The organism is Ensifer adhaerens (genome assembly GCF_002007205.1).
GTDB lineage: Bacteria > Pseudomonadota > Alphaproteobacteria > Rhizobiales > Rhizobiaceae > Ensifer > Ensifer adhaerens_D.
This window is the reverse complement of record NZ_LAZS01000011.1, coordinates 55,032-81,902: the sequence shown is the minus strand read 5'-3', so window position 1 is coordinate 81,902 and position 26,871 is coordinate 55,032. Positions and strand designations below refer to the sequence as shown.

General features: G+C 63.8%; 30 protein-coding genes. 18 read left to right on the top strand and 12 right to left on the bottom strand.

The genetic code is table 11. The annotated features are described in order from the left end of the window. Positions 1 to 63 precede the first annotated feature (63 nt). On the bottom strand, positions 64 to 1,737 hold the full coding sequence (gene ilvD, locus XB14_RS24030) for a dihydroxy-acid dehydratase (RefSeq protein ID WP_077965004.1): 1,674 nt from the start codon (positions 1,735 to 1,737) through the stop codon (positions 64 to 66). A gap of 88 nt (positions 1,738 to 1,825) precedes the next feature. Here ilvD and XB14_RS24025 point away from each other — a divergent pair, with 88 nt between their 5' ends. Next, the gene (locus XB14_RS24025; protein WP_327327168.1) at positions 1,826 to 2,737 is read left to right on the top strand and encodes a LysR substrate-binding domain-containing protein; all 912 of its coding nucleotides are present in this window, start codon (positions 1,826 to 1,828) and stop codon (positions 2,735 to 2,737) included. 99 nt (positions 2,738 to 2,836) lie between these two features. On the opposite strand, the gene ubiV is transcribed toward XB14_RS24025, so the two are convergent. Genes ubiV through ubiT form a run of 3 tightly spaced genes read right to left on the bottom strand, consistent with a single transcriptional unit; the run spans position 2,837 to position 5,269 of the window. Beyond that, positions 2,837 to 3,775 carry a ubiquinone anaerobic biosynthesis protein UbiV gene (gene ubiV / locus XB14_RS24020; protein ID WP_077965002.1) on the bottom strand — a complete coding sequence of 313 codons (939 nt, stop codon included), beginning with the start codon at positions 3,773 to 3,775 and terminating at the stop codon, positions 2,837 to 2,839. Positions 3,776 to 3,782: 7 nt separating this feature from the next. Next, positions 3,783 to 4,760, bottom strand: a complete 978-nt coding sequence (gene ubiU, locus XB14_RS24015; protein WP_077965000.1) for a ubiquinone anaerobic biosynthesis protein UbiU — start codon at positions 4,758 to 4,760, stop codon at positions 3,783 to 3,785. After that, a complete protein-coding gene (gene ubiT / locus XB14_RS24010) occupies positions 4,751 to 5,269 on the bottom strand; it encodes a ubiquinone anaerobic biosynthesis accessory factor UbiT (protein ID WP_077964998.1) in 519 nt (172 codons plus the stop codon). Before ubiT ends, ubiU begins: the two co-directional genes overlap by 10 nt. Before the next feature lie 127 nt (positions 5,270 to 5,396). Between ubiT and XB14_RS24005 the strand changes: the two genes are divergently transcribed. Beyond that, positions 5,397 to 6,908, top strand: coding sequence for a UbiD family decarboxylase (locus XB14_RS24005; protein WP_077965424.1), 1,512 nt, complete (start codon positions 5,397 to 5,399; stop codon positions 6,906 to 6,908). After that, positions 6,905 to 7,492, top strand: coding sequence for a UbiX family flavin prenyltransferase (locus tag XB14_RS24000; protein WP_077964997.1), 588 nt, complete (start codon positions 6,905 to 6,907; stop codon positions 7,490 to 7,492). Before XB14_RS24005 ends, XB14_RS24000 begins: the two co-directional genes overlap by 4 nt. A gap of 1 nt (position 7,493) precedes the next feature. Here XB14_RS24000 and XB14_RS23995 read toward each other — a convergent pair whose 3' ends face one another. From XB14_RS23995 to XB14_RS32795, 3 genes are all read right to left on the bottom strand, one after another. Next, positions 7,494 to 8,183: an NnrU family protein gene (locus tag XB14_RS23995; protein WP_077964994.1), complete on the bottom strand. Its 690-nt coding sequence runs from the start codon at positions 8,181 to 8,183 to the stop codon at positions 7,494 to 7,496. 10 nt (positions 8,184 to 8,193) lie between these two features. Continuing rightward, entirely contained in the window at positions 8,194 to 8,622 is a 429-nt protein-coding gene (locus XB14_RS23990) for a hemerythrin domain-containing protein (protein WP_077964992.1), read from the bottom strand. 78 nt (positions 8,623 to 8,700) lie between these two features. Then, complete coding sequence (locus tag XB14_RS32795; protein WP_143348519.1) at positions 8,701 to 8,856, bottom strand: hypothetical protein; 156 nt, start codon at positions 8,854 to 8,856, stop codon at positions 8,701 to 8,703. 122 nt (positions 8,857 to 8,978) lie between these two features. Between XB14_RS32795 and XB14_RS23985 the strand changes: the two genes are divergently transcribed. From XB14_RS23985 to XB14_RS23960, 6 genes are all read left to right on the top strand, one after another. Beyond that, positions 8,979 to 9,536: a cytochrome c oxidase subunit 3 gene (locus XB14_RS23985; RefSeq protein ID WP_077964990.1), complete on the top strand. Its 558-nt coding sequence runs from the start codon at positions 8,979 to 8,981 to the stop codon at positions 9,534 to 9,536. A gap of 5 nt (positions 9,537 to 9,541) precedes the next feature. Then, complete coding sequence (locus tag XB14_RS23980) at positions 9,542 to 9,820, top strand: cytochrome C oxidase subunit IV family protein (protein WP_077964988.1); 279 nt, start codon at positions 9,542 to 9,544, stop codon at positions 9,818 to 9,820. A gap of 158 nt (positions 9,821 to 9,978) precedes the next feature. Then, positions 9,979 to 10,431 carry a c-type cytochrome gene (locus tag XB14_RS23975; RefSeq protein WP_077964987.1) on the top strand — a complete coding sequence of 151 codons (453 nt, stop codon included), beginning with the start codon at positions 9,979 to 9,981 and terminating at the stop codon, positions 10,429 to 10,431. 24 nt (positions 10,432 to 10,455) lie between these two features. After that, complete coding sequence (locus XB14_RS23970) at positions 10,456 to 11,802, top strand: nitric-oxide reductase large subunit (protein ID WP_077964986.1); 1,347 nt, start codon at positions 10,456 to 10,458, stop codon at positions 11,800 to 11,802. A gap of 66 nt (positions 11,803 to 11,868) precedes the next feature. Continuing rightward, positions 11,869 to 12,681 carry a CbbQ/NirQ/NorQ/GpvN family protein gene (locus tag XB14_RS23965; protein ID WP_077964985.1) on the top strand — a complete coding sequence of 271 codons (813 nt, stop codon included), beginning with the start codon at positions 11,869 to 11,871 and terminating at the stop codon, positions 12,679 to 12,681. Between the two features lie 8 nt (positions 12,682 to 12,689). Further along, positions 12,690 to 14,591, top strand: a complete 1,902-nt coding sequence (locus XB14_RS23960; RefSeq protein ID WP_077964984.1) for a nitric oxide reductase activation protein NorD — start codon at positions 12,690 to 12,692, stop codon at positions 14,589 to 14,591. A 6-nt stretch (positions 14,592 to 14,597) separates the two neighbouring features. On the opposite strand, the gene XB14_RS23955 is transcribed toward XB14_RS23960, so the two are convergent. Together XB14_RS23955 and hemN are read right to left on the bottom strand one after the other, a co-directional pair. Continuing rightward, positions 14,598 to 15,062: a hypothetical protein gene (locus tag XB14_RS23955; protein WP_143348518.1), complete on the bottom strand. Its 465-nt coding sequence runs from the start codon at positions 15,060 to 15,062 to the stop codon at positions 14,598 to 14,600. Positions 15,063 to 15,232: 170 nt separating this feature from the next. After that, positions 15,233 to 16,585 carry an oxygen-independent coproporphyrinogen III oxidase gene (hemN, locus tag XB14_RS23950; RefSeq protein WP_077964980.1) on the bottom strand — a complete coding sequence of 451 codons (1,353 nt, stop codon included), beginning with the start codon at positions 16,583 to 16,585 and terminating at the stop codon, positions 15,233 to 15,235. Positions 16,586 to 16,807: 222 nt separating this feature from the next. On the opposite strand from hemN, the gene XB14_RS23945 reads away from it, so the two are divergent. The 4 genes from XB14_RS23945 to XB14_RS23930 all read left to right on the top strand — a co-directional run bounded on the left by XB14_RS23945 (position 16,808) and on the right by XB14_RS23930 (position 19,425). Beyond that, positions 16,808 to 17,086: a DUF2249 domain-containing protein gene (locus tag XB14_RS23945; protein WP_034790571.1), complete on the top strand. Its 279-nt coding sequence runs from the start codon at positions 16,808 to 16,810 to the stop codon at positions 17,084 to 17,086. Positions 17,087 to 17,221: 135 nt separating this feature from the next. Then, complete coding sequence (locus XB14_RS23940; RefSeq protein ID WP_077964978.1) at positions 17,222 to 18,601, top strand: hypothetical protein; 1,380 nt, start codon at positions 17,222 to 17,224, stop codon at positions 18,599 to 18,601. After that, positions 18,582 to 19,112, top strand: a complete 531-nt coding sequence (locus tag XB14_RS23935) for a DUF2249 domain-containing protein (RefSeq protein ID WP_077964976.1) — start codon at positions 18,582 to 18,584, stop codon at positions 19,110 to 19,112. The genes XB14_RS23940 and XB14_RS23935 overlap by 20 nt, the downstream gene beginning before the upstream one ends. Next, on the top strand, positions 19,099 to 19,425 hold the full coding sequence (locus XB14_RS23930; protein WP_077964973.1) for a metal-sulfur cluster assembly factor: 327 nt from the start codon (positions 19,099 to 19,101) through the stop codon (positions 19,423 to 19,425). The genes XB14_RS23935 and XB14_RS23930 overlap by 14 nt, the downstream gene beginning before the upstream one ends. Before the next feature lie 70 nt (positions 19,426 to 19,495). On the opposite strand, the gene XB14_RS23925 is transcribed toward XB14_RS23930, so the two are convergent. Beyond that, a complete protein-coding gene (locus XB14_RS23925) occupies positions 19,496 to 20,719 on the bottom strand; it encodes an NnrS family protein (RefSeq protein WP_077964970.1) in 1,224 nt (407 codons plus the stop codon). 337 nt (positions 20,720 to 21,056) lie between these two features. Here XB14_RS23925 and nirK point away from each other — a divergent pair, with 337 nt between their 5' ends. The 3 genes from nirK to XB14_RS23910 all read left to right on the top strand — a co-directional run bounded on the left by nirK (position 21,057) and on the right by XB14_RS23910 (position 24,036). After that, positions 21,057 to 22,193, top strand: coding sequence for a copper-containing nitrite reductase (nirK, locus tag XB14_RS23920; RefSeq protein ID WP_034790564.1), 1,137 nt, complete (start codon positions 21,057 to 21,059; stop codon positions 22,191 to 22,193). Positions 22,194 to 22,295: 102 nt separating this feature from the next. Continuing rightward, positions 22,296 to 23,213, top strand: coding sequence for an SUMF1/EgtB/PvdO family nonheme iron enzyme (locus tag XB14_RS23915; protein WP_077964968.1), 918 nt, complete (start codon positions 22,296 to 22,298; stop codon positions 23,211 to 23,213). Between the two features lie 124 nt (positions 23,214 to 23,337). Beyond that, positions 23,338 to 24,036 carry a Crp/Fnr family transcriptional regulator gene (locus tag XB14_RS23910; RefSeq protein ID WP_234804133.1) on the top strand — a complete coding sequence of 233 codons (699 nt, stop codon included), beginning with the start codon at positions 23,338 to 23,340 and terminating at the stop codon, positions 24,034 to 24,036. A 107-nt stretch (positions 24,037 to 24,143) separates the two neighbouring features. Here XB14_RS23910 and XB14_RS23905 read toward each other — a convergent pair whose 3' ends face one another. Together XB14_RS23905 and XB14_RS23900 are read right to left on the bottom strand one after the other, a co-directional pair. Beyond that, positions 24,144 to 24,335 (bottom strand): hypothetical protein, encoded by a 192-nt coding sequence (locus XB14_RS23905; protein ID WP_077964966.1) that lies wholly within the window; start codon positions 24,333 to 24,335, stop codon positions 24,144 to 24,146. A gap of 244 nt (positions 24,336 to 24,579) precedes the next feature. Next, the gene (locus tag XB14_RS23900; RefSeq protein ID WP_077965413.1) at positions 24,580 to 25,506 is read right to left on the bottom strand and encodes a LysR family transcriptional regulator; all 927 of its coding nucleotides are present in this window, start codon (positions 25,504 to 25,506) and stop codon (positions 24,580 to 24,582) included. A 209-nt stretch (positions 25,507 to 25,715) separates the two neighbouring features. Between XB14_RS23900 and XB14_RS33340 the strand changes: the two genes are divergently transcribed. Both XB14_RS33340 and XB14_RS23890 read left to right on the top strand, forming a co-directional pair. Further along, positions 25,716 to 25,853: a hypothetical protein gene (locus tag XB14_RS33340; RefSeq protein WP_179119651.1), complete on the top strand. Its 138-nt coding sequence runs from the start codon at positions 25,716 to 25,718 to the stop codon at positions 25,851 to 25,853. Between the two features lie 71 nt (positions 25,854 to 25,924). Beyond that, entirely contained in the window at positions 25,925 to 26,848 is a 924-nt protein-coding gene (locus XB14_RS23890) for a DMT family transporter (RefSeq protein WP_077964962.1), read from the top strand. Positions 26,849 to 26,871 lie beyond the last annotated feature (23 nt).

Genomic DNA, 26,871 nt, shown 5'->3' with positions numbered 1-26,871 from the left:
CGCCCCCTTGGAGCGGGCGCTATGGCGTGGTCTTCCGCCTGCTCTCGTACCTATTCCGCAATGTCAGCCTGTGACCGCACCTTCGCTGGCGGGGCGGACCAGGGCCGCATATTTTGCCAGCACGCCCCGCCGATAACGCGGCGCAGGCTGCCGCCACATCGCCCGCCGTCGGGCGATTTCGGCTTCCGGCACGCTAAGCTGCAGGAGCCGCTCGCCGGCGTCGATGGTGATCTGGTCACCATCTTCGACGAGCGCGATGGTTCCGCCTTCGAAAGCTTCGGGGGAGACATGGCCGACGACCATGCCCCATGTGCCCCCGGAAAACCGCCCGTCGGTGACGAGGCCCACGCTCTCGCCGAGACCACGCCCGACGATCGCCGATGTCGGGGCGAGCATTTCCGGCATGCCCGGTCCGCCTTTGGGGCCGAGATAACGAAGGACGAGGATATCACCGGGCCTGATGCTGTCGGAGAGAATGGCGTCCATGGCGGACTGCTCGTCCTCAAAGACCCGCGCCGGACCGGTCATGACAGGGCGCTTGAGCCCGCTGATCTTCGCAACCGCCCCGCCTTCGGCGAGATTGCCCTTGAGGATCGCGAGATGTCCCTCACCATAGAGCGGTGCGCTGAGCGACCGGATGACATCCTGCTCCGCGTGGGGGCTATCCGGCACGTGTGAAAGTTCTTCTCCGATGGTCCTGCCGGTTATCGTAAGACAATCACCGTGCAGCAGGCCCGCGTTCAATAACAGTTTCAATACCTGCGGCACGCCACCGGCCTTGTGCAGATCGACGGCCATGTAGCGGCCGGACGGCTTTAGGTCGCAGATCACCGGAACCTGGCGACGCACGCGCTCGAAATCCTCCAACGTCCAGTCGATCTCCGCCGCATGCGCTATCGCCAGGTAGTGCAGCACGGCGTTCGTAGAGCCGCCCGTCGCCATGACGAGCGCGACGGCATTTTCAATTGATTGCCGCGTGACGATGTCGCGCGGCCTGATGCCCTTCTTCACCGCATCCACCAGGACGCGTGCCGACTCGACAGTGCTGTCGATTTTCTCCCGGTCCGGATTGGCCATGTTCGACGAGTAAAGCAGGGACATGCCCAGGGCTTCGAACGAGGAACTCATGGTGTTGGCCGTGTACATGCCGCCGCAGGATCCGGTCGTCGGGCAGGCATTGCGCTCTATGCCTTCGAAATCCTCCGTGCTCATCCGGCCGGCCATGTAGGCGCCAACGGCTTCGAATGCCGAAACGACCGAGAGGCTCTGACCCTTCCAGAGGCCGGGCTTTATCGTGCCTCCGTAGACATAGATGGCCGGAACGTTGGCGCGGAGAATGCCGATCATGCCGCCCGGCATGTTCTTGTCGCAGCCGCCGAGCACCAGAACGCCATCCATCCATTGGCCCTGCACGGTCGTCTCGACGCAGTCGGCAATCACCTCACGCGAGACGAGGGAGTATTTCATGCCCTCTGTTCCCATGGACATGCCATCCGAAATCGTCGGCGTTCCGAATATCTGCGGGTTGGCTCCGGCAGCCTTGATCGCGGCCACGGCCGCGTCCGCGAGCGGCTGCAGCCCGGCATTGCAGGGGGTGATCGTCGAGTGGCCGTTGGCAATACCAATCATCGGCTTGTCGAAATCGGCTTTCTCGTATCCGAGCGCATAGTACATTGCCCGGTTCGGCGAACGGGCGACGCCTTCGGTAATCTGTCTGGATCGTTGGTTATGCATCATGGCCTCCCGAAATCGAGACCACCCTACTGGCGCGTAAAGGGGTTGTGAAATATATTTCTGAGGCCAAATTAGGTCGAAAGACATATCAATGCACATGGACCTGAGACAGATTCGCCAATTCGTGGCAGTTGCCGAGGAACTTCATTTCGGCCGCGCCGCCGAACGCCTCAACATGACGCAACCGCCGCTCAGTCAAGCGATCCAGACGCTGGAAAGAGAACTCGGATTGCGGCTTTTCGATCGAACCAAACGCCAGGTGAAGCTCACCACCCTCGGCGAACAGTGGCTTGTGCATGCCCGGCGGGTTCTGGCCGAGGCGACAGCGCTGCCTGATATCGCGAGAAAGCTTGCGCGCGGCGAAATGGGGCTTTTGCGCCTGTCCTTCGTCAGTACCGTCGACTACAGCCTGCTGCCAGCCGTCGTCGGCCGCTTTCGGGCTGCCTATCCAAACGTCGAGCTCTCTCTGCGCGAAGCAACAAGCGACCTCCAGATCGATGCGCTGCTGAGGAGAGAAGTCGATGTCGGCATCGTCATCGCGCCCCCATCCAGTTCGCTGAGCCAAACCCTGACCTATCGTCCGATCCTTTCTGAACCGCTGGTTGCGGCGGTGCCGTCATCCTGGATAAACGAAGGGCGCGAGGGGTTCTGCGACGGGATACTCGAACCTGTCGCGTTCTTCGCCGCGCCACTCATCCTCTTTCCGCGGCGGTCCGCTCCGATCTTTCACGACCTTGTTTCGGGCTATTTCGCCGAGCATCGCGCCGCCTTCTCCGTCTTCCAGGAGGCTATACAGATGCAGACGATCATCGGGCTGGTCGGCTCCGGAATGGGTGTCGCGCTGGTTCCGCAATCCATGACCCGGCTGCAGCGAGAAGGGGTGACCTATCTGCCGCTTTCCGGGCGCGTCCCGACAGTTGAAACCGGCTTGCTATGGCGCACCAATGACCGGAACCCGGCAAGCGCAAACTTTCTCGCCGTGGCCAACGAGTTGGTTCCCTAGCCTGCGCAGGCGCTGTAGCCAACAGGCGCGAATTCGGCGAGGATTTTGCGACCGACGCAATTCGAAAATGCGTGGCGATGACTGCTCCTCGTCATCCCGCTATCTTGCTTCTGCGCCGGCTTCCGCGGATATCCATGTCGCTCCGGTCTGACCGTGGTGGAAACCGTTGGAAAACGGCCTGTTCGGGTAGATGCCGGCAAGTGTCGCCTGTGCCTCACGCGGCGAGCGCCGCCCGGCGATGACATCATCGAAGATGTGTGCGACGGCCGCCATGTCGCAATCCTGCGGCGACAGCCGGATGCGGGAAACGCCGGCGGCGGCAAGCTCCGGCAGTTCCTGCAGCAGCGCCTGGCAGGTGTGCGACATGGTCTGCACGCCGTTGAGGGCCAGGAAGGGCTGGCTGTCGAGGGTCTCGACTGTCAGGCCGTCAGGGTCTTCGCCGCAGATGAACTGGCAATTGTCCTTGATCAGGCCCTTCGAGCGCGCATGGGCGCAGCGCGCCGAGATCGCCAGCGGCACGCGGCCGAAGGCGAAGACCTCGAAATCGACGCCCGGGTTTTCATCGACGATGCCGCGCACCGATCCCATCGGCAGTTCCGGCGGCAGACAGATGCTCGTCGCGCCCCTCGAAGCCAAGAGCCGGGCGGTCGCGCCGTTATAGACGTTGACCAGCGGCCCGATCGAATGGGGCTTGCCGGCAAGCAGGTGCAGCGCGGATAGGTCATTGACCTCGATCGAATGGGCGCTGTCACGCACCAGCCCGCGCACCAACTGGCTTTCACGTTCCAGCGTCACCAGCGCGAGCGAGGCGAGGCTCACCTGCTTGCCGGCATTCTCCAGCCGTTCGATGACCTCGCCGACATGGGGCTCGATGAAATGCAGCCGTTTCGAGCAGACGGCCTCGCCGATCGTGACGTGGGCGATCGGCGCTTCATCGGCAACGCGGAAATAGAAATCGCGCCATTTGGGGCCGTCCCAGAGATAATAGACCGGGCCGAGGCTCAGTACGGGCTTGGATGGGCTTGTCGATAGGGTCATGGACCGATTACCTCCAGCGCTTTTCGTAGGCGCCTGTTGTCGTCTTCTGGCCTTCGCTGAGCGCCTTCAGCCGCGACACCAATGCGGGCCGCTCGGTGGCGCCGGCGGTCAGTGCCCGCCGCATGACAGAGACGACCTCGGCGACGTAGGCCTTGCCGCGCTGACGCCCCTCGATCTTCAGCGCGCTGACGCCGGCTGCACGCAGCGCTTCGATATGATCCATCACGTCGAGCGAAACCGGATCCTCGAAGGCGTAACCGCGCTCCTCGGCAATGTCGAAGCGCCCCTTGCAGAGCGTCGGATAGCCGGCGGCCTCGCCGGCGGGGAAGCGGTTGATCGTGTAGTCGCCGAGCTCGGAGACCAGGTCACGCCCGTCGGGGCGGTAGCGCACGTGGCTTGCGGGTGAGCAGACGCCGTTCATGTTGGGCGACTTGCCCGTGGCGTAGGAGGAAAGCGAACAGCGCCCCTCGGCCATGACGCAGAGGCCGCCGAAGGCGAAGACCTCGATCTCGCAATCGATCTGCTTGGCAAGGCGGGCGATGTCGGCGATCGTCAGCGTGCGCGGCAGCACGACACGCTTTGCCGCGAAAGCCTCGACGAGAAAGCGCACGGCATCGGCGTTGGAGGCGGAGGCCTGCACCGAGACATGCAGCCGCTGCTTAGGATGGCGCTCGACGGTATAGGCCATCAGGCCGAAGTCGGCGAGGATGACGGCATCGGCGCCGAGCGCCGCGGCGTCATCCACGGCCTGGTGCCAGAGACCTTCTTGGCCTGCGCGCATGAAAGTGTTGATGGCGACGAAGGTCATCACCTTGCGCCCTCTGGCATAGGCAATGGCTGTGCGGAGTTCGTCGCGGGAGAAGTTCAGCCCGGGGAAATTGCGGGCGTTCGTCTCGTCGCGAAAGCCGCAATAGACCGCGTCGGCGCCGGCATCGACGGCTTCTCGAAAGGCGGCCGGCGTGCCGGCGGGGCAGATCAGTTCCATCGGGGAGCCTCCTCCTTGAAGACACGCCCAAGCGCGCGCTCGCGGATATGCTCCGCGGTACGGCGCACGAGCGGTGCCAGCGGCCCGCTCAAGTCAGCGAGATCGCGCGGAAGATCGATTTCGCAATCGTCGAGTGCGTTGCGCAGCGCCAGCATCGCCTCCATGTCGCCGCTGACCGTCAGATCGCGCGAGAAGAAGACGGCGTCGCCGTCGATGCGACCTTCGAGCAGCGCCAGAAGCAGCACGAGTTCACCTTCCATACAGGCGTCGGAGGCCGGCGCGCGCTCCTTGCGGTGGACTGAGATGCGCGGCACGGCCGGCTCGACCAGAAAACCGATCGGCAGGTCCGAGGGCAGGAAGGCGTAGCGCTTGGCAGCGTGGTCGGCGAGGCGATCGAAGAGACCGGGATGGGTCTTGATCACGCGGGCAAAGACGCGTTGCACCACGCTTTCGATGGCGATGATGGGAACGAAGCTGAGGGGTGCGGTGATCGCGAGCGGAAGGGTCATTTACTACCTGTGAGGCTACCTGCGGAGCGACGGAATCGGACGATGGGGCACATGCTAGTCGGCCACGGCCGGCGGTTGTTTGCGCCACGTCAAAGACAAGGGCCATTCGCCGCCACAAACAGGCTTCATGAACAGGACCCTCCGCCCGTCCAAGGGCTTTGCATCGCTTCAGGATTTCATCGATACGCTCGAGCGCGAAGGCGACCTGAAGCGGATCTCCCGGCCGGTTTCGCTGGTGCACGAAGTGACCGAGATCCACCGCCGCGTGCTCGCTAGGGACGGGCCGGCGCTTCTCTTCGAGCGGCCGGTCGACGCCTCAGGCACCGCGCAGCCGATCCCGCTTCTCACCAATCTCTTCGGGTCGGAACGCCGGATCGAGCGCGGTTTCGGCCTTGCGCCGGGCGGGCTCGACGCGCTTGCCGGTGAACTCGCAGAGCTGCGCGATCCAAGAGCGCCGCAGTCGCTGCGTGATGCCTGGGATCGGCTGCCGCTGTTGAGGTCGGCGATGTACATGCGGCCGCGAAAGGTGACGCGCGCACTCTGCCAGGAGGTGGTCTGGCGTGGTCGTGACATCGACCTCGGCCGGCTGCCGGTTCAATGGTGCTGGCCCGGCGAACCGGCGCCGCTCATCACTTGGCCGCTGGTGATCACACGCGCGCCGGATGATCCGCTGGATGTCAATGTCGGTATCTATCGCATGCAGGTGCTGGGATTGGATCGCGCGATCGTGCGCTGGCTCGCCCACCGCGGCGGCGCCCGCCATCACCGTCTGTGGCAGCGCAAGGGTGAGGACATGCCGATCGCCGTCGTCATTGGCGCCGATCCGGCAACGATCCTTTCAGCCGTCATGCCCTTGCCCGACGGGTTGAGCGAACTGAATTTCTCGGGCCTGCTTCGGCGCAGCAGGACGCAACTCGTCAAGGCGAAGACCGTGCCGCTTTCGGTGCCGGCCAACGCGGAGATCGTGCTCGAAGGCACCGTGTCTGCAGATGAAACCGCGGACGAGGGCCCCTATGGCGACCATACCGGCTACTACAACTCGGTCGAGCGGTTCCCGGTGATGCGCCTGTCGGCGATCACCATGCGCCAAAACCCTCTCTATCTCTCGACCTATACCGGCCGGCCGCCGGACGAGCCCTCGCGGCTCGGCGAGGCGATGAACAGGCTGTTCGTGCCGCTGGTTCGCAAGCAGTTTCCGGAGATATCCGATCTCTTTCTGCCGCCCGAAGCATGCTCTTACAGGGCCATGGTCGTTTCGATCGACAAGCGCTATCCGGGACAGGCCAAGCGCGTGATGATGGGGCTTTGGTCGATGCTGCCGCAGTTCAGCTACACCAAGCTGATCATCGCCGTGGATCCGGATATCGACGTACGCAACTGGTCCGACGTGATGTGGGCACTTGCGACCCGGTTCGACGCGAGCCGCGACGTGACCGTGATCGACGGCACGCCGATCGACTATCTCGACTTCGCCTCGCCGCGCGCAGGCCTCGGCGGCAAGCTCGGGCTCGACGCGACCAAGAAGATAGGTAGCGAAACCGACCGCGAATGGGGGCGGGTGCTCGAAATGTCGCTGGAGATCCAGAACCAGGTCGATGCGATCTGGGCGGATCTCGGGCTTGGAGGGCTGACGCGATGACCCGGATGAAGATCGTCCTCGGCGTGACCGGTGCTTCGGGCGCTGCAATTGGCGTGCGCATCGCCGAGCGCCTTGCCGAAGTCGAAAACGTCGAACTGCACCTTGTCCTGTCGCCGGCGGCGCATCGCACGCTCGCGCACGAGGTGGGCGCAGATGCGCTTCCGTCCCTGTTGAGCATGGCTGCACGAACCTATGACCACGCGGATATCGGTGCGGCGATTGCGAGCGGGTCGTTTTCGACGGCGGGCATGATCGTGGCACCGTGCTCCATGCGCACGCTGGCCGCAATCGCCGCCGGCATGGCCGATAATCTCGTGGTTCGTGCGGCCGACGTGCATCTGAAGGAGCGGCGCAGGCTCGTCCTGATGGCGCGCGAGACGCCGCTGCATCTCGGACACCTGCGCAACATGTGCGCCGTCACGGAAATGGGGGCGATCATCATGCCGCCGGTGCCGGCCTTCTACCATCGGCCAGAAAGCGTCGAGGCCATCGTCGACCATCTGGCGGCCCGGGCGATCGACCTTCTGGCACTGCCGATCGCCCCGCTGTCAAGGGCCTGGCAGGGCGAGGACCAAAAATCGTGATCTAGAAGGCGGTGGCCTGGAGCAGGGGATCGGCGCCAAAGAGGACCTCGTGACCGCCGAGCAGCAGCCAGACGGCAATCGCGACCGTGGCAAAGGCGGCAACGATCATCACGGGATCGAGCCGCAAGCGGGCTTCGCCCCGGATAATCGCTGCGAAGGGCCAGATCGACGTGCCCGTCGAGGCCGCTTGCCACCCGTCACCGAGACGACGGCGGGCGCGCTTTTCGAGCATGAAGAACCCGCCGATAGAAAACAGCGCGAAGCCGCCGAAAAGCACGAGCGAGCGCAGATCGCCATTGGGCACGATGTGACCGGCAGCCCAGAGCAGGAAGCCCCAGAGCACCGGGTGACGGGTGATCGTCACCATAGCGCCGGGCCGCTCGTGTCCCTGGTAGATCGAGATCGACAAGGCGTTCTCGCTGAAGAGGCCGGCGAGCACGAGAAAGATGCCAAATGGCGCCAGAACGAAGGTCACCCAGGCCTGCCACGCCGCCGGGTCCCAGAGCGGGATGAAATCGAGCTGAAGGGCCGCGTGAAAGACGAGGCCGAGGGCGAGCACCGACAAAAGCGAATAGACCGCGAAATAGGTCGAGCGACCGAGCCGGTCGATCAGGCCCTGGCGCAGCGCCGGCCAGGCCGGAACGAGATGGAGCAGCAGGAATACGGCGAAGGCGAGAAGAAAATAGGTCATGTCTGTCGTCTCACGCATGGCGCCACAGAAGCAATCGTTCCGTTGCCACATGGCGGCGAACGGTCTCGAAGAAGCCGCGCAACATATAGCCGATCGCGTCCCAGCTGAGCGATGCCCTGTTGTCGAGCACGGCCTTCAGCACGCGCACCAGTTCGACGGCGGCGCGATCGTCCTGGTCATGCTCGGCGCGCAATCGCGCGATCACGGCACCGCGATTGTCGTCCGCCCGCTGATCTTCCACCGCCGGAAACAGGATCATTTCCTCCAGCGCGTGGACACGCCTGAGCTTTTCCGGCAACTCCGTCATGATCACGCGGCAGCTTGCCATGTCGATGCGGCGCGGGATCGAATCAGCGAGTGTCTCGAGCTGGTCGCACAGAGACAGAAGCTCGCGATAAGCCTGCCCCAGCTCGTGGTGTTCCAAAAATTGCTGCTGCATCGATCTGCTCCGTTGCGTGTCGGTTCGAACTACACCCGCGGGCACTGATGCTCTTTGACATTTCTCAAACTTTGCAGATCAGCGGTCGAGGAAAAGTACGATGGCGATTGCGACGGAGGAGAAGATCGCCGACAGCGTCGCGCCGCGCTGAAGCACGCCCATGCGATAGAGCACGAGGGCGAAGACGATGATGATGGGTGTGGCGACGGTAAGGCCAATCTGTGCGTCTGTCATCGGAAGGCTCCTTTGTTGACCGCCAATAGCCCCGCCCCCTGCCACGTTCTTTGTCGAATCGCAAAGACAGGGTGGGCGGCCGCGCCTAGCTCGAACGGTGATTTTTCAACGGAGGCGCTGACATGGATGCTCGCAGTCATCCGATCGCCACGGCGGCGGACGAGGACACGACGGACACCCTCCTTCTCTGGGTGCTCGTCTGGAGCGAACTTGCCGCCTTCGGTATCCTGCTCGTCGGTTTTCTGGTCGTCGGCGTGATCCAGGCAGGCGCGTTTGCCGCTGCCCGTACGCATCTCGATCCGCTGCTTGCCGGTATCAACACCCTCGTTCTCCTGACCAGCGGCTGGCAGGCGGCCCTGGCGGCGAGGCCGCGCGCATCGCTCATGCAGCGTCGACGGGCGCTGATCGGTGCCGCGCTCTTCGGCTTCGCCTTCGTGGCGATCAAGCTCCTCGAATACAGCGCCGAGGCCGGCGTTGCCGGCGATCCTCAGTTCGCCTCCTTCTTCGAGCTCTATTTCCTCGTCACCGGCTTCCATCTGCTGCACGTCGTCTTCGGCGCCTTCGTGCTGCTCATCGTGGCCTGGCGACCAAAACCCGGCAACGTCGCGCTCATCACCACGCTCTGGCACGTGATCGATCTCGTCTGGATCGTGATGTTCCCGCTCGTCTATCTCGTGTGAGTGCCATGACCGACCGTAATCCAAGGCAATTGTTCAACACCTGGCTGCGGCTTGCCGGAGTCGTGATTTCGGGCATGGCGCTGATGGCGGTCGCCGGGCCGGCCACCCTCGTCATTGCCGTGTTGCTCGGGCTCGCCGTCGTCAAAAGCCGGTTCGTCGCGCTCGATTTCATGGGGCTCCGGCAGGCGCCCTCGGCCCTTCGTGTGGGCCTTTTCATCTGGCCCGCCGCGCTCGTCCTCGTCGCCGCAGCGAAACTGGTTTTGAGCACCGCTCTCTTCAGCTGAGACGACCCGTGGACTTGTTTGCCGAAACGCAAAGAAGCCGCCACCGATTTCCCTAGACATGGGTTCGCCCCGATTGTTGCCGGCTGCGCCGCACGGGGAGGGGATCAGATCAGCCGGCCGCACTCTCAGCGGCCAACTGAAATCGAAAGGACCACGTGATGGCAGAACGCCTCACCAAAACCGGGGCCCGTAACGTCTTTTACGGCGGGTCCTTCTTTTTCTTCGCAATCTTTGTCGGGCTCACCGCCCACAGCCACTACTACATGCGCACGACTTCGACGGATGAGTCGACGCTGACCGATGCGGTCGCCCGCGGCAAACACGTCTGGGAAAAGAACTCCTGTATCAACTGCCACACGCTTCTCGGCGAGGGCGCCTATTTCGCGCCCGAGCTCGGCAACGTCTGGAAGCGATTCGGCGGCGAGGCCGATCCGGATGGCGCCCGCGATACGCTCAAGGCCTGGATGGCCGCCCAGCCGACCGGCATCGAGGGGCGGCGGCAGATGCCGCAGTTCAACCTCACCGAACAGGAACTCAACGACCTCGCCGATTTCCTCGAATGGACGAGCCGCATCAAGACCCAGGACTGGCCGCCGAACGAGGCGGGCTGAGCAGAGCAATTGGAGTGTGACACCATGAAATACCAAACCCAGAAGGTCGCGATGCTCTATTTCTACGGAGCGCTCGGCCTGTTTCTCGCCCAGGTGCTGTTCGGCGTACTTGCCGGCACCATCTACGTCCTGCCCAACACGCTCTCCGAGCTCCTGCCCTTCAACATCGTGCGCATGGTCCACACCAACGCGCTGATTGTCTGGCTGCTCATGGGCTTCATGGGCGCGACCTACTATCTGCTGCCCGAAGAGGCGGAAACCGAGCTCTACAGCACGAAGATCGCCATCGCGCAGTTCTGGATCTTCCTGATCGCTGCGGCCATCGCCGTCGTCGGCTACCTCCTGCACATCCACGAGGGGCGCGAATTCCTCGAACAGCCCTTCGCGATCAAGGTCGGCATCGTCATCGTCGCGCTGATGTTCCTCTACAACATCACGCTGACGGTGCTGAAAGGCCGCAAGACCACCGTCACCAACATCCTGATCTTCGGGCTCTGGGGTGTCGCGATCTTCTTCCTCTTCGCCTTCTACAATCCGATCAACCTGGCGCTCGACAAGATGTACTGGTGGTACGTCGTCCATCTCTGGGTCGAAGGCGTCTGGGAACTGATCATGGCATCGGTGCTCGCCTTCCTGATGATCAAGCTCAACGGCATCGACCGCGAAGTCGTCGAAAAGTGGCTCTATGTCATCGTCGGCCTGGCGCTCTTCTCCGGCATCCTCGGTACGGGCCACCACTACTACTGGATCGGCGCGCCGGGTTACTGGCAGTGGATCGGTTCGCTGTTCTCGACGCTTGAAGTGGCCCCCTTCTTCACCATGGTGGTCTTCACCTTCGTGATGACCTGGAAGGCCGGCCGCAAGCATCCGAACCGCGCAGCACTGCTCTGGTCGATCGGCTGCTCGGTCATGGCCTTCTTCGGCGCCGGCGTCTGGGGTTTCCTGCACACGCTGTCCTCGGTGAACTACTATACCCACGGCACCCAGGTGACCGCGGCCCACGGACACCTCGCCTTCTTCGGCGCCTATGTGATGCTGAACCTCGCGGTCATGGCCTATGCCATCCCGGAAATTCGCGGCCGTGCGCCCTATAACCAGTGGCTGTCGATGGTGAGCTTCTGGATCATGTGCACAGCAATGTCGGTCATGACCTTCGCGCTCACCTTCGCCGGTGTCCTCCAGGCCCACCTGCAGCGCGTGCTCGGCGAAAGCTACATGGACGTCCAGGACCAGCTCGCCCTGTTCTACTGGATCCGCCTCGGCTCCGGCGCTGTCGTCCTGGTCTCGGCGTTGATGTTCATCTGGGCGGTTCTGGTGCCCGGCCGCGAGCGCAGCGCGAAGCTCGCCGGTGTCGTCCAACCCGCTGAGTAATCGACCAGCCGGCGCGGCTCGCCGCGCCGGCACCTCCCCCACGAATTCCCAGCATGGAGACTTGCCATGAGCCCTGTCCAAACTGCCGTCAGTCGCGCGGCGCTCGATATCCCCGCCTATAGTCCCTCGGGCAATGAATGCGCGCTTTTCGAAAGCGCCTGGGTGCGGCAGCTACCGCTGCTCCTGAAAGGACCGACCGGTTGCGGCAAGACCCGTTTCGTCAGCCACATGGCGGCGAAGCTCGGCCTGCCGCTTTCGACCGTTTCCTGCCATGACGATCTCGCCGCCGCCGACCTTACCGGACGGTATCTTCTCAAGGGCGGCGACACCGTCTGGGTCGACGGCCCGCTGACCCGGGCCGTCCGCAACGGCGGCGTCTGCTATCTCGACGAGATCGTGGAAGCCCGCAAGGACGTGGCCGTCGTCCTGCATCCACTGACCGACGACCGCCGCATGTTGCCGCTTGAACGGACCGGCGAACTGCTCGAAGCACCGTCGAGCTTCATGCTGATCGTGTCCTACAATCCCGGTTACCAGAACCTTTTGAAGAGCCTGAAGCCGAGCACAAGACAGCGCTTCGTGGCGATCGAGTTCGACTTCCTGCCGCGCAACGCTGAGATATCGGTCGTTTCGCAGGAAAGTGGCCTGCTGGAGAGCCAGGTGGCGCCGCTCGTCAACCTCGCGCAGCGCCTGCGTGCACTCAAGGGGCATGATCTCGAAGAAGGCGTATCGACCCGGCTGCTCGTCTATTGCGCCTCGCTCATCGATGCCGGCATGCCGGTCAAGGATGCCGTGCGTGCCGCGATGATCGAGCCGCTGACCGACGAACCGGATGTGCGCGCAGCCCTTCTCGAAGTCGCCGGCTCGCTTATCGCCTGAGGTGGACCATGCTTGATTTCCTCGAGCTCGAAGAAACCGTCGGACGGGCCTGGCACCGTTTCGTCGGCAATACCAGAACCTGGCGGCGTTATCCGGAGGAGGCGGTGAAGCTCGCTGACATGCTGCCGGTACTCGGCGTGTGCTTTCGCGGACATGGCGGCGAGGCGGCGGTGCAGATCGTGCCCGCCCGCGGGCGCACGTCGACCCATCGGCTGCGGTGGCGGCAGCGCATGGGGCTCGGTGAAGAGAAGCTCGTCCAGCCGGCGCGTGACCACGCGTCCTTGATGCTGCCGGGCGAGATCGACATCTTTCCGACGAAAGACCTGAACCGGGATCTCTATCACTGGCTCGTCGCCTATATGGCGACGATGCCGGTCGACCCCGTCAGCGAGACCGATCCGCTCCGCCGCGATCTGGCGCTGATATCGCGCGCGCTGGAAACGGTCGAGGAAGTCTTCCAGCGGTTCCCAGGCCTTAGGCGACGTTATCGGCGCCTGGCGGAGGCGACCCTTGCGGAACGGAAGAGAGGGGCGCTGCCCTCGATTGAGCAGCATCTGGAAAACCGCATCCTCAGGCTGTTGCGCAAGGCGACGGGCGAGGCGGACAAGTCGTTGCCGGTGATCTTCCCGCATCGCGCGCCGCCCGGCTACCTGCCGATGCTGCCGATGCCGCTATGGCCGGACACGCTGTTGCGGGCCGAAACCACGACCGTGCGCGACGAAGATGTGGCCGCGACTGCGGGCACGCAGAGCGAGGGTGTCGAGGTTGAGCGCCACGTGGCGGTGCGCGAAAACCCGGAGAACCGAAAGGGCGAACGCAGCCCGTTCATCCTCAATCGCTTCGAGAAGATCCTGGCCATGGCCGAGATGGTCAACGTCGACCGTCCCGGCGACGACAGCGACGACCACGACGGCAAGGCTGCCGAGGAACTCGACGACATGACGCTCGGCGAGCGCAAGGGACGGCCCTCGGCGCGATTCCGCTTCGATCTCGATCTGCCGCCGGAAGCCGTCGATCCGACGCCGCTGACGGCCGAGCTGACCTATCCCGAATGGAACTACCGGACCGGGCAGTACCTCAAGGACCATTGCCGCGTGCTGGCGATGCCGGCTTTCGCCCAGGAAGAGCGGAGCGAACTGACCGAGGAAAGCCGGAGCTTGATCCGCCGTGTGCGGCGCCAGTTCGAAGTGCTGCGCCCGCGACACGAGATGCTGCGCGCGCAACTCGACGGCGCCGATCTCGATCTCGACGCGGTGGTGCGTGCCCGCACCGATCTCGCCGCCGGCGGCCAGGGGAGCGATCGCATCCATCTGATGAGCCGGCCGCAGGTGCATGATCTGGCGGTAACGATCCTCGTCGACGTGTCGCTGTCGACCGATTCCTGGTCCGACAATCGGCGGGTGCTCGATGTCGAGAAAGAAGCGCTGCTCATTCTTGCCCACGGGCTGTCGGCCTGCGGCGACAACCACTCGATCCTGACCTTCACCTCGCGGCGGCGCGACTGGGTGCGGGTGGAAACGGTCAAGGCCTTCAACGAGGCGATGGGACCGCTGGTCGAGGCGCGCATCGCGGCGCTGAAGCCCGGCTACTACACCCGCATCGGTGCGGCGATCCGGCACGCCTCGGCCGAGCTTCGCCGGCAACCGAACCGAAAGAAGCTCCTGCTCGTCCTGACTGACGGCAAGCCCAACGATATCGACCACTACGAGGGACGCTTCGCACTCGAAGACAGCCGCCGCGCGGTCACGGAGGCACGGCGAAGCGGCATCAACACCTTTGCCGTTACCGTAGACCGGGAGGCAAAGTCCTATGTGCCAGCCATGTTCGGCCAGAACGGTTACGCCGTGGTCGGCAACATCTCGCGGCTGCCTGCAGCGCTGCCGGCGATCTACCGCAACCTGGTCGGCTAAGGTGGATCAGCGACCGGGACGAGGGCTGGGCCCTCGTGGAGGAAACCGACCGAGTTGCTGCCGCAATTGTCTTGCGGCAGTTGCAAGCGCGGAACTGACCGGCACCAGAACACTGCGCTCGTTCCACTGAACCGGCGTGCCGCATCCCGGCGGTCCGGATTCGAGTGCGAAACAGATGCGGAGCTGCCGGTTCTTCTGATAGCGGAACTCTAGGTTCGGCTCGGTGAAAAGGCAGTCGATCTCCGACGGCTCTCCTGTGGACACTTCCTCGAGCCAGTCCGCCAGATGCTCCGCTTCAAAGGTGGTGAGGCACGGATCGCGAAACGTCCATTTCCTGCCTTTGATGTCGACGCGGCCTTCGACGACCAGCCAGTTCGCATCCCACGCGTCATCCGCAATGTCAGGGAACTGGTATTGGCGTATGGTCATCTTCAGAGAAGAGTGCCGACCTTGAAAGGCGACGACCTGCATCCCATTGGGTTCGTCTGGTTCTCTCATGGGATAGCGCTGATTACGGTCGTGAACACGGCGATCTCCTTGAAGATCGTGTGAGGGTAGACGACGACGTGCGCAGGCAGCAAGTCGCCGATGGCCCGGTTTGGACACCAGGCCATCGGCTCTGCAAAAAGCACTGAGGATCTTCACGCCGCCTTGCTGTGCACCCGCTGCGACTCGTCGATATAGGCATCGAAGGCCGCCGCTACCGCGCGGATCACGAAGCGGTGTTCGGGGCGCACCGTGATGACGCCACCCGAAAAATCGATCACACCATCTCTCTGCAACTCGGCCAATTTGCCGTTGCCCTCGATAAGCGATTGCCAGTCCCGCCCATGGGCCTTGGCGATCGCGGGGATATCCGCGCTGAAATCGCACATCAGCCGTTCGATGATCGCGGCGCGCAGCCGGTCCTCGTCGGTCAGTCGGTAGCCCTTGGTGGTTGCGAGCCGTCCCGATGCGATGCGGCTTGCATAGACGCCGGGGGGGACCTCGTTCTGGACATAACCGTCGCGCGAGCGGCCGATTGCCGAGGCGCCGAAACCGATCAGCGTTTCGCAAGTGTCGGTCGTATAGCCCTGGAAGTTGCGGCGGAGCTGCCCGGCCTCCTGGGCGGTGACGAGATCGTCGTCAGGAAGCGCAAAATGATCGAGGCCGATCTGGCGGTAGCCGGCTTTGACCAGCGCTTCGCTGATCGCCATCGCCTGTTCGGCGCGGGCGGCACTGTCGGGCAGCGCGTTCTCGTCGATCATACGCTGGTGCTTCTTGAAGCTCGGCACATGGGCGTAACCGAAAACCGCGAACCGTTCCGGCCGCATCGCCACGGCCGCTTCGACCGTCTCGACGCAGGAGCGCACCGTCTGATGCGGCAGGCCGTAGATCAGGTCGAAATTGATCCCACCGATGCCCGCGCCGCGCAGATGGTCGACGGCTTCGGCGGTCTGCTTTTCGCTCTGGATGCGGTTGATCGCCTTCTGCACGACGGGATCGAAGCTCTGCACGCCGAGGCTGGCACGCCTGACGCCACCTTCGCCAAGCGCCTCGGCCATTGCCAGCGTCAGCCGGCGAGGATCGATTTCGACCGCCACATTGGTCGATGGGGACAGGGCGAAGCGCTCGCGCATCAACGTCATCAGCGCAAGGAATTCACGCGGTTCGATGATCGTCGGCGTGCCGCCGCCGAAGTGCACCTCCGCGACGGGCAGGGGACGTCCGACTGTGTCGGCGACCATGCGGATTTCGTCTCGGAGCACATCGAGGTAGTCGAGGATCGGATCGTCCTTTTTGGTGATCGTCGTGTGGCAGCCGCAGTACCAGCACATGGAACGACAGAACGGGATGTGCAGGTAGAGGGACACATCCTGCCGGTCCGGTATCGCCTTCAGCCAGTCGCCATAGGTGTGGTCGTCGACGTCAGCCGCAAAGCGCGGAGCGGTCGGGTAACTCGTGTAGCGCGGCAGGCGCATTTCACCGTATTTTAGGAGCGCGGAAGCTAGCATTTCGTCCTCATCTGGGTGGCGATGGATGCTGCTTTTTAGGCCTCGCGGACCGGCACCTCTTTGCGAAAAGTCAAGGACGGGGGCGGTCTCGGCCAAAGCGAGATTTGTTTGCGCTTCGACAAAATGTCGCGGCGGCGCTGGCGCTAGGTTGCGGAAATCCGGGGCGTGTGCGCCGGCGTTTCCCGGATCATCATCAAACGACGGCGCTCAGAGCGGATGACCATGACCATTGCAGAGACCGACAAGCCCTTTATCGATGTGCGGACGATCCCGCCGGTAGAGCGCCATCCGAAAATCTTCGGCATGTTGAACGCGCTTGCCGAGGGTGGCGCCTTCATCATCGTCAACGACCACGATCCGCGTCCGCTGCACTACCAGCTGGAAACCCGCTATCCGGGCGAATTCACCTGGGAATACCTTGAGCAGGGGCCCGAGGTCTGGCGAGTCGAGATCGGTCGGCAACAGTCCTCCGGCTGTGACTGCTGCTGCGGCGGGCACTGAGCGCCTGGTGTCCTTCAAGAGCGGGGTGAGAAAAAGCGTGCGTCATTTTCCGCTCTCATCCCGCTCTCACTTGAAAGATTCGATCACGCTTGTTCGGCTCGACCAGAGCCATCGTGATCCAAGGGTTGAACCACCATGTTCGCAGCCACGCTATCCCGCTGGACCATGTCCTACTTCGCGGCCGCGCTGATTTTCCTTGTCCTTGGCGAGACCATGATGGTTCTCGGCTTTGGTTATCCGGTCTTAGCCCTTGAGGCGCCTGAAACGCTGGCGCTCGTCCATGTCGTCGTTCTGGGTTGGCTAAGCCTGCTGATGACCGGCGCGTTGCTGCAATTCGTGCCTGTTCTCGTCGGCCAGCCGCTGTCCTTGCCGAGCGTCGCCCTGCCGGCGCTCCTGTTTCTTATTGGCGGCATCGCCACGCTGACCCTCGGCTTCGTCGGTCTTTCCGGTGCGATCGATCTTCCCGTGACGCTGCTTCCTCTTGGAGCCGCTTTCTCGATTGTTGGCTTTTCGGTGCTGGGCTTTTCCTTCTCGGTCACGCTTTGGCATGCACGCCCCCTGCCACTACCGGCCCGCTTCGTCGCGGTCGGCCTTGCCACTCTCTTCGGCACGATGCTGCTCGGCGGCGTCTATGCTGGCGTGCTCTCGGGCCTGATCGAGGCGGCGGGCGCGATCGACCTCACCGTCGATGGTCTCTCGCTTCATGCCTCCCTCGGCCTCTGCGGCTGGTTGAGCTTCACCACCATGGGCGTCAGCTATCGACTTTTGACCATGTTCATGCTGTCGCCAGACAAGGAGCGGACAAGCAGCCGCCTGGTCTTCGTGCTCGGCGTCCTTTGCCTCGGCTTACTCGCGGCCGCAGTGCCCGTCATTCTCGTGGGCACCGTTGGTCGCTCGCCGCTTTTCCTCCTTGCCGTCGGTTCCGGCGCGGCCGTGGTCGCGATCTATGTCGGCGATATCCTGCGTATCTATCGGGAGCGCCGGCGCAAGGCGATCGAACTCAACAGCCGCGCCAGCATCGGCGCCTTCGTGTCACTGGTCGCCGCGGCTATGCTCTTCGTCGCGCTGCTCTCGGCCGGCCGGCTTGATGAGGCTATCGGCGCCGTTATTTATCTCGCCACCTTTGGCTGGCTGACGGGCATGGGGCTCGCCCAGCTCTACAAGATCGTGCCGTTCATGACCTGGCTCGAATGTTACGGGCCGGCGCTTGGGCGCATGCCGACCCCGAGGGTCCAGGACCTCGTCAGCGAAACGTCCGCCCTTCGCTGGTTCCGGCTCTTTTATCTGACGGTCGCGGTCGGCACGCTGGCCCTGCTGATCGGCAGCGCGCTTCTTTTTCGTTTTGCCAGTCTCGGCCAGTTGATTGCCGTCAATGCGCTCATCCTGGAGTTCGTGCGAACACGGCGACTGATCAACGTTCCGGCCGAACTTCGATTGCCTGACGGACTTGTTCGACCAGGCCTGTTTCTGCCATCCATTCCTCACGGAGGTTCCCATGAGCCAAGATCCCTATGAACTCGATGTCCGGCCGCACTTGCGCGGCGGCAGCGATCCGTTCCAGGCCATCATGAATGCGGTCGACAGCCTGGCGCCGGGTCAGGCGCTGAAGCTGATTGCCACCTTCAGGCCCGTTCCGCTCTTCAGCGTCATGGCCGGGCGCGGTTTCACCCATCAGGATCGCCCGCTCGACAATGGCGACTGGGAGGTTCTGTTTTCGCCCGAAGGCGAGGTCGAGGAGATCAGGCTCTCGGCCGGCGAAACGGATCTCGACACCTGGCCCGATCCCAGCCGTCAGCTCGATCTGACCGAACTCGATCCGCCCGAACCGATGGTGCGCATTCTGGCAACGGCCGAGAAAATGGCGGAGGGCGAGGTGCTGTTTGCCTTGCTCGCACGCGAGCCGCTGTTCCTCTATCCGGAACTTGCCAAGCGCGGCCACAAATGGGCCGGCAATTTCGATACGGCCGGCGAGACCTACCGGATCCTCATTCGTATCGGCGGGAGGCGTTCCCATGTCGGCGCCTGAGACCCTGGATCTCGAAGCGAGGATCCGCGATGCCTTGCGCATCATCATCGATCCCGAAATGGGCAAGAACGTCGTCGATCTCGGCCTGATCTACGACATCGACGTTCAGGAGGGCGGCATTGCCCGCGTCACCATGACGACGACGATCAAGGGTTGCCCGGCGACCGCCTTCCTCAAGGAAGCGGTGCAGAATTGCGTCTGGTATGTGCCGGGTGTCGAATATGCCGAGGTGCGCCTGACCTACGAACCGCCGTGGACGCCTGACATGATGGCCGACGGCGCGATGGAATTTGCCCACGGCAGCATCTTCTGAGCCTGGTCCTGTTAGAAAAAGTGAAGGCGCCGCATCCGCGGCGCCTTTTGCGTTGGGTTTCGACGTGCGGTCAGGATGAGGCGCGCGGCGAGCGGCGCTCGCGCACCAGCATCGGTCCGTATTCGAACGTGAACAGCGCAAACGCTGCGATCCACAACACACCCGAAAGCGCGATCAGGTGATGATAATGCGCCGGCAGCACCTCGGCCAGCGGCCGGATCAGCGCGGCGCCCGCGATCGCGACATAGGAGGCGCTGGTGAGTGCCGATCCCACCAGCGGCCGCCCGGTATGGCCGCGAGTGGCGCGCGTCATCACGGCGAGCATCATGAAGGCGATCACGCCGACGGTCAGCACATGCATGACCGGGTAGTCGCTGAGAAGCTCGATCGCGCCGGCCGATATCGCCAGGAAGCCGAGCGGCACGAAGGCGTAAGCCGCGTGCAGAACGAAGAGCAGCTTCTCCGGCCAGGTCGGTGATCCGTGCCAGCGCAGCAACCGTACCGTATGAAAGGCGCACGCGATCACCGCAATCGCTGCGGTGACGATGTGAACGGGCGCGAACGTCCAGGCGGCGAGCGCTGCAACGCCGATCAGGATCGCCGCGGTGTCGAACCTGTTGTAGGGCACGGGGAAATCGGTGCGGCCAACCTTGTTCAGCCAGTTGCGGGTGAAGCTCGGCACGATGCGTCCGCCGACAATCATGATCAGCATGGTGTAGGCCCCGATCGCCAGCCGCGCTGCGGCGTCGACATCGAGATTGCCGAGGACCGAGAGGTGGAACCAGATATTGGCGGCGGACAAAATTATGAGCCCGCCGATCACCTTGAGGTCCTTCCACTTGCGACCGACGATCACCTCGCGCGCGCAGATCAGCAACAGCACCGGCAGAAACAGCGCCTCGACAGCGGCTGCGACGGGTAGGCCGATGATGCCGCTCGACAGGAGAGCAACCCGACCAATGACCCAGAGCCCGAAGAGGGCAGCGAGCGGCCGGCCGGAAACCGGCAGCCTTCCCGTCCAGTTCGGGATCGCCGTCAACAGAAAGCCGCCGAGAACGGCGGAGGAAAAGCCAAACAGCATCTCATGCGCGTGCCAATGGGCGGCACCGTAGTCGCCGGCTAGGTCTAGTCCGAGAACAAGGGCCGCGATCCACAGCGCCATGGCGCCGATCGCCCAGAGGGCGGCTGCGAGGAAGAACGGCCGAAAGCCATAGGAGAAGAGCACCGGGCCGGTGGTCGAGAGTCCGCGCGGAATGCCGCCGCTCGGTTTCGGTCTTATCAATCTGTCCAACATGGTCGTGGTCCTCGTCGTGCGTCCTTGCGGACTTGCGGATGAGGCTTGATCTATCAATGGGTTCGAAGGCCCTCTTTGCGAAAACGCAAGTATCGCTGCCCGGTCGGACCGCCGACGTCGCAAGGCGTAAAGAAAAGCGATCTCCTCGCAACGATTTGTTCCAAGACAAAGACGAGATTCGTCTGTGGTTCTACTTCTTGTGTGACTGCTGGGGACCGGTGGTCGAGACCGGAGGTGAGGCCGCCCAAGTCGGCGCCGTCCACCCTAACTCGTTGAATACAGGCGCGTTTCGCAGAAGGCCAATCCCGGCCGCTGGAACGCGCCGAAGGAGAGCAAGATGACTGAACAACTTCAGATGACCCGCCGGACGATGCTTGCCGGCGCTGCCCTGGCGGGCGCGGTTGCGCCGCTTCTCCACACCGCTCAGGCGCATGCCGCTGGCGCTGCCGCGGCAGCCGGTGCTGCCCCCGTCGATATCTCGACCCTGCCTCGCGTGAAGGTCGACCTCGTCAAGCCGCCTTTCGTGCACGCCCATGACCAGGTCGCCAAGACCGGACCGCGCGTTGTCGAGTTCACCATGACGATCGAGGAAAAGAAGCTGGTGATCGACCGCGAGGGCACCGAGATCCACGCGATGACCTTCAACGGTTCGGTACCTGGTCCGCTGATGGTGGTGCATGAGAACGACTATGTCGAACTGCGGCTGATCAACCCTGACACCAACACTTTGCTGCACAACATCGACTTCCACGCCGCAACCGGTGCGCTCGGCGGCGGGGCGCTGACCCAGGTCAACCCGGGCGAGGAAACCACGCTTCGTTTCAAGGCGACCAAGCCCGGCGTCTTCGTCTACCATTGCGCGCCGGAGGGCATGGTGCCCTGGCACGTCACCTCGGGCATGAACGGCGCCATCATGGTGCTGCCGCGCGACGGCCTGAAGGACGAGAAGGGCCAGCCGCTGACGTACGACAAGATCTACTATGTCGGCGAGCAGGACTTCTACGTGCCGAAGGACGAGGCCGGGAACTACAAGAAGTACGAAACCCCCGGCGAAGCCTATGAAGATGCTGTCAAGGCGATGCGCACGCTCACCCCGACCCACATCGTCTTCAACGGTGCGGTCGGCGCGCTGACCGGCGACCATGCTTTGACTGCGGCCGTGGGCGAGCGTGTGCTCGTCGTCCATTCGCAGGCCAACCGCGATACGCGGCCGCACCTGATCGGCGGGCATGGTGACTATGTCTGGGCGACCGGCAAGTTCCGCAACCCGCCGGACCTCGACCAGGAAACCTGGCTCATTCCGGGCGGAACCGCGGGCGCTGCCTTCTACACCTTCCGCCAGCCGGGTGTGTACGCCTATGTCAACCACAACCTGATCGAGGCGTTCGAGCTGGGTGCCGCCGGCCACTTCAAGGTCACCGGCGAATGGAACGACGACCTGATGACGTCGGTCGTCAAGCCGGCGTCGATGTAGCCGGGTGACAGCGGATGATCGTGGGGCCGCGCTCACAGCGACCCCGCGCACGAACAAAGGCACGCGCTTGCCGGCGCGTGCCACTTCCCCCGGAGACCTCCCATGCCCACCACCAAGAAAACTGCGGTTTCGCTCCTCTCGCTAGCAGCACCGGTCGTCCTTTTGGCGGCAATCGGCGGCGTACTTTCGGCGAAGGTGGGGCTGTTCGACGATCTCAAGGGCGGCATCGATCCGTCGATCAGGCCGCCGGTGACCGTGACGATCGCGCCGCGACAGATGAGCTATCGGGCCGAGGGACACTTCCTGAAGAACGGTTTTGCCGTCGACGCGCCGATCGTGGTGGCGGCCCTCAAGCAGCCGCTCGAGATCATGAAGTATCAGGTGACGCGCGACGACTACGAGCGCTGCGTCGCCGATGGCGGCTGCCAGCAGCCGGAGGGCGGCCATGGCGCCGGCCTGTCGGGTGTGCCGATGACCGGGGTCAACTACACGGACGCGACCGACTATGCGGCGTGGCTGACGAAGAAGACCGGCGAAGTCTGGCGGCTTCCGACCGACCAGCAATGGGCCTTCGCCGCCGGGTCCAAATTCCCCGACGATGCGCTGGGGATCGACGGCACCAAGGACAATCCGGCGCTGCGCTGGCTTGCCGACTACGAGCGCGAATCCAGCCGGCAAAGGGCGAAGAACCCGATGCCGCTGCCCTCGGGTGCCTTCGGCGAGAACGAGTACGGGGTTGCCGATCTCGACGGCAATGTCTGGGAATGGACCGAGACCTGCCACCGCCGCGTCACCATCGACGACGACGGCGAGGTGCTGAAGGAGTCTCCCGCCTGCGGCATTTTCGTCGTCAACGGCAAGCACCGGGCATCGATGAGCTTCTTCATCCGGGATCCGAAGAGCGGCGGCTGCGCCGTCGGCGTGCCGCCCGACAATCTCGGTTTCCGGCTTGTGCGCGACGGCCGCTGGTATTCGGGCTACCTCTATGCCTTCCAGCGCCGGCTTCAGGGTGCGGGCTGAAATGAGACCGCTGATGAAATTGTCGGGAAAACCGTCTCAACGGCACGAAGACCGGGTCCTTTTGCAGGACCCGGCGCTATGCTAGAGCAAAGGCAATTTCAATTCGGCAGGATATAGGGCCAACGTGGCTGCACTCGATCGCACACTCGTCAAATCGCTCCCTCTGTTTCAGAAGATGAGCGACCCGGAACTGGACGCGCTGCTGACGCGCGCCACGGTCAGGCGCGTGCCGCAGAACGAAGCCGTGTTCGAACAGGGGGCGACGGCCGATTTCTTCTTCCTGCTGCTGAATGGCCGGCTGAAGGTGACGCAGGTCACCAAGGACGGGCAGCAGATCATCGTCCGGGTCGTCAATCCCGGCGATCTCTTCGGTTTCGCCCGCGCGCTGCAGCGCAGCGACTATCCGGGCACGGCGACGGCTGCAACCGAAAGCCTGGTCCTCGCCTGGCCGACGGAACTCTGGAACATCTTCGTCGAGAAGAATCCTCACCTTGCGGTCAATGCCCTCCATACGATCGGCCAGCGGCTTGATGAGGCGCATACCCGGATCCGCGAAATGTCGACCGAAGAGGTCGAGCGCCGGGTCGCGCACACCGTGCTCAGGCTCGCCGAGCAGGCGGGCAAGCCGGAAAGCGGCGGCATCCGCATCGATTTCCCGATCTCGCGTCAGGATATCGCCGAGATGACCGGAACGACGCTGCACACGGTTTCGCGCATCCTCAGCGCCTGGGAAGGGCAGGGGCTTGTCGTCGGCGGACGGCAGAAGCTGACGCTAAAGGACATTCCCGGCCTGCGGCGCCTGGCGGAACGCGCCGGCGGCTGATCCTGCCCAGCGACGGACTGATCGCGAGCCTTCGCCACGCGCTGACGAACCGCAATGTCGTCAGTCGCTTCTGACGGGCGACCACAAGGTCGGCCGCTGCGAAAAACTCACCAGAGGATCGACGGCACGTCCATCAGTAATCCATCAAGTGCGCCGGCAAGGATGCCTGCTACGGCCGTCATTTCGGCATGCGCGGCAAGAATGAGCAGTCCCAGCATCGAGATGGCCGATCCGATCCGAATCGCGGGAATGGGCTCGCTTTCAACAGACAGGGGAATGACCGGTGGCGCGAACGACATCGGCCGTGGCGCACCCCGCAGGTTCTGGTTTGCCGCACGCAGAAGGCGCGGTGGCGGCGGATATTTCAGGCGGCTTTTCTCGCATATTCCGGGATAGGTTTCGCAAACTGAGCCTGGCATCTGACATGTCCCTGACCAACTGGATTTGACGCCATCTTAAGCGCTCCGTCCGCATTGGCCGTTCCCGGGGGAACTCTCTTGTCCGGGCTCTCGCGCTTGCCAAACATCCGTGCCGTCTCTTCCGTCAGACGCCTGCGGCCGGTCCCTTGCCTTCGAGGAGCGGACGATGCTTCGCCAGCGCCTGTCCGGCAAATTCGGTGAAGGCGCCGACGCGGGCTGTGCGGCGCAGATCCTCGTGGGTGAGAAGCCAAAGCTCCCGCGTCATGTCCGCGACCGGCGAGCCGATGCGCACCAGGCCCGGCGTCGTATCTCCGAGATAGCAGGGCAGGGCCGCAAGGCCGATGCCGGCCGTTGCCGCCTCGCGCGCCGCTACCAATGAGTCGCAGCGCAAAACGGCGGGAGCCGCCAGTGTCGCCCGCATCCACCGCGCGACACTCGTGGAAGCAAGCCCATCGCCTAGCCCGATCCAATCTTCCCGCGTGATATCGAGTGCGTCGCCGGCTATCAGGTCGCGTTCCTGAAGGTAAGACGGCGCCGCATAGACGGCGAAAGCGACCTTGGCGATGCGGCGGCCGACCAGGGCATCTGGCGAATCGACCGCGGGGCGTATGGCCACGTCCGCGTCGCGATGGGAGAGGTTTGCGAGTGCATTGGAGGTGCTGACCTCGAGCAGGACGCCCGGATGATGTTGGCGGAAAGAAGCCAGTATCGCCGGCAGAATGGAAGCCATGAGCGTGTCGGTGGTGGTGATCCGCAGGCTGCCTTCCAGCCGCAGATCCTGCCCCGTCAAGCGGCGCTCGAGCTCGGTGACCGTTTCCGCCATCTGCCGGGCCACCACCAGCAGTTCCTCGCCGCCCGCGGTGAGCGTGTAGCCGGATGGGAGGCGATCAAACAGCCGCACCCCCAGTTTTTGCTCGAACGAGCCGACCCGCCTGAGCACGGTGGTGTGGTTGACGCCAAGCGTCCGGGCGGCAGCGGCAAGGGAGTTCGCTTCGGCGACCGCCAGGACGAAACGGAGGTCTTCCCAGTCGATACGGTGATGGCTGTGCATGGTTGCGCAATCCAAGACAGAATTGTTCATCGGCTTAGTGAAGTTGCACCGCTATCCCCCGACATTGTCAATCGTGTCGCGATCGCGGTTCCTGCATTACCTGTGCAAATATGCAGATAGAACGGGCAAAACGACAGATCGCACTGCAACGGAGCACCGGCTAGTGTCGTAACCACGATCGGATGGACCGGTCGGTGGAGCGACGCACGATGACCCCATTCTCCCATTTCTTCGAGAAGACGCCGAACGTTCCCAAGACCTGGCTGATGCCGGAGGAAGCCGGGGTGGCCCGCGATGCTTGCACGGCAGTCGCGCGGATAGACCGATCCATACCGGTCAGGCGCTGATGCGCGAGAGCGTGCGCGCCTGATCCTTCCTTCACCATTTTCAACATCATTCTCATCAAGGAGGTCCCGTCATGGAGGCCCTGTTCGTCCCCCTCGCTTTGCTTGCGGGCAGCCTGCTCGCCGTTCAGGCCGGCGCCAACGCGCAACTGTCCAAAGCGGTCGGATCGCCCTTCGCGGCGACCACGCTCCAGCTCGCGATCGGCACTGGCCTGCTGCTTCTCGTCGCCCTATTGACCGGGACGATTGCCGCCCTTGGCGCCATTCCCGAGGTCAGATGGTGGCATCTTGTCGGAGGCACCGCTTCGGCGGTCTACGTCGTCTCGACCATCGTTCTGTTCCCTCGCCTTGGCGCCGTCGTTTCGGTCGGGCTGTTCATCGCCGGGCAGATGCTCGCCTCCCTCGCGCTCGATAGCTTCGGCCTGCTGGGTGTGCCGCAGACGGGGCTGCGCGTCGGAGCGGCGGTTGGCACGCTCGTCGTGCTCCTCGGTGTCGCAATGGTTGTGTTTGGCCAAGGCGGAAAGGGCAATCTCAAGGCCGACAGGCTTGGCTGGATCGCCCTTGCGCTCATGGCCGGCGCCGTACTCCCGGTTCAGGGCGCCGTCAATGCCCTGCTGCGCCAAGATCTCGGCGGCGCGCCGTTTGCGGTGGGTGCGATTTCGTTTCTCGTCGCGACGCTCGCCATGGCCGCGGTGATGCTCCTGGTGCTCGCCGGGCAGAAGACATCCCGTCCCAACATCGCCGGCGTGCAGGCGATGCCCTGGTGGGGTTGGCTCGGTGGTCTCGCCGGAGCGACCTATGTCACCACGGTCTTTACTGCGATCCCTGCAATTGGTGCGGCCGCGGCGGTCGGTCTCACCGTCGCCGGCCAGCAGGTCGCAAGCGTCTTCGTCGATCGCTACGGCTGGTTCCGCCTGCCGCAGAGATCCGTGTCGGGGTTGCGCCTCGGCGGGGTGGTGCTGCTGCTGGCCGGCGTCGCCGTCATCAAACTCGTCTGAACCCGTCAGTGGTCGGGATCTGC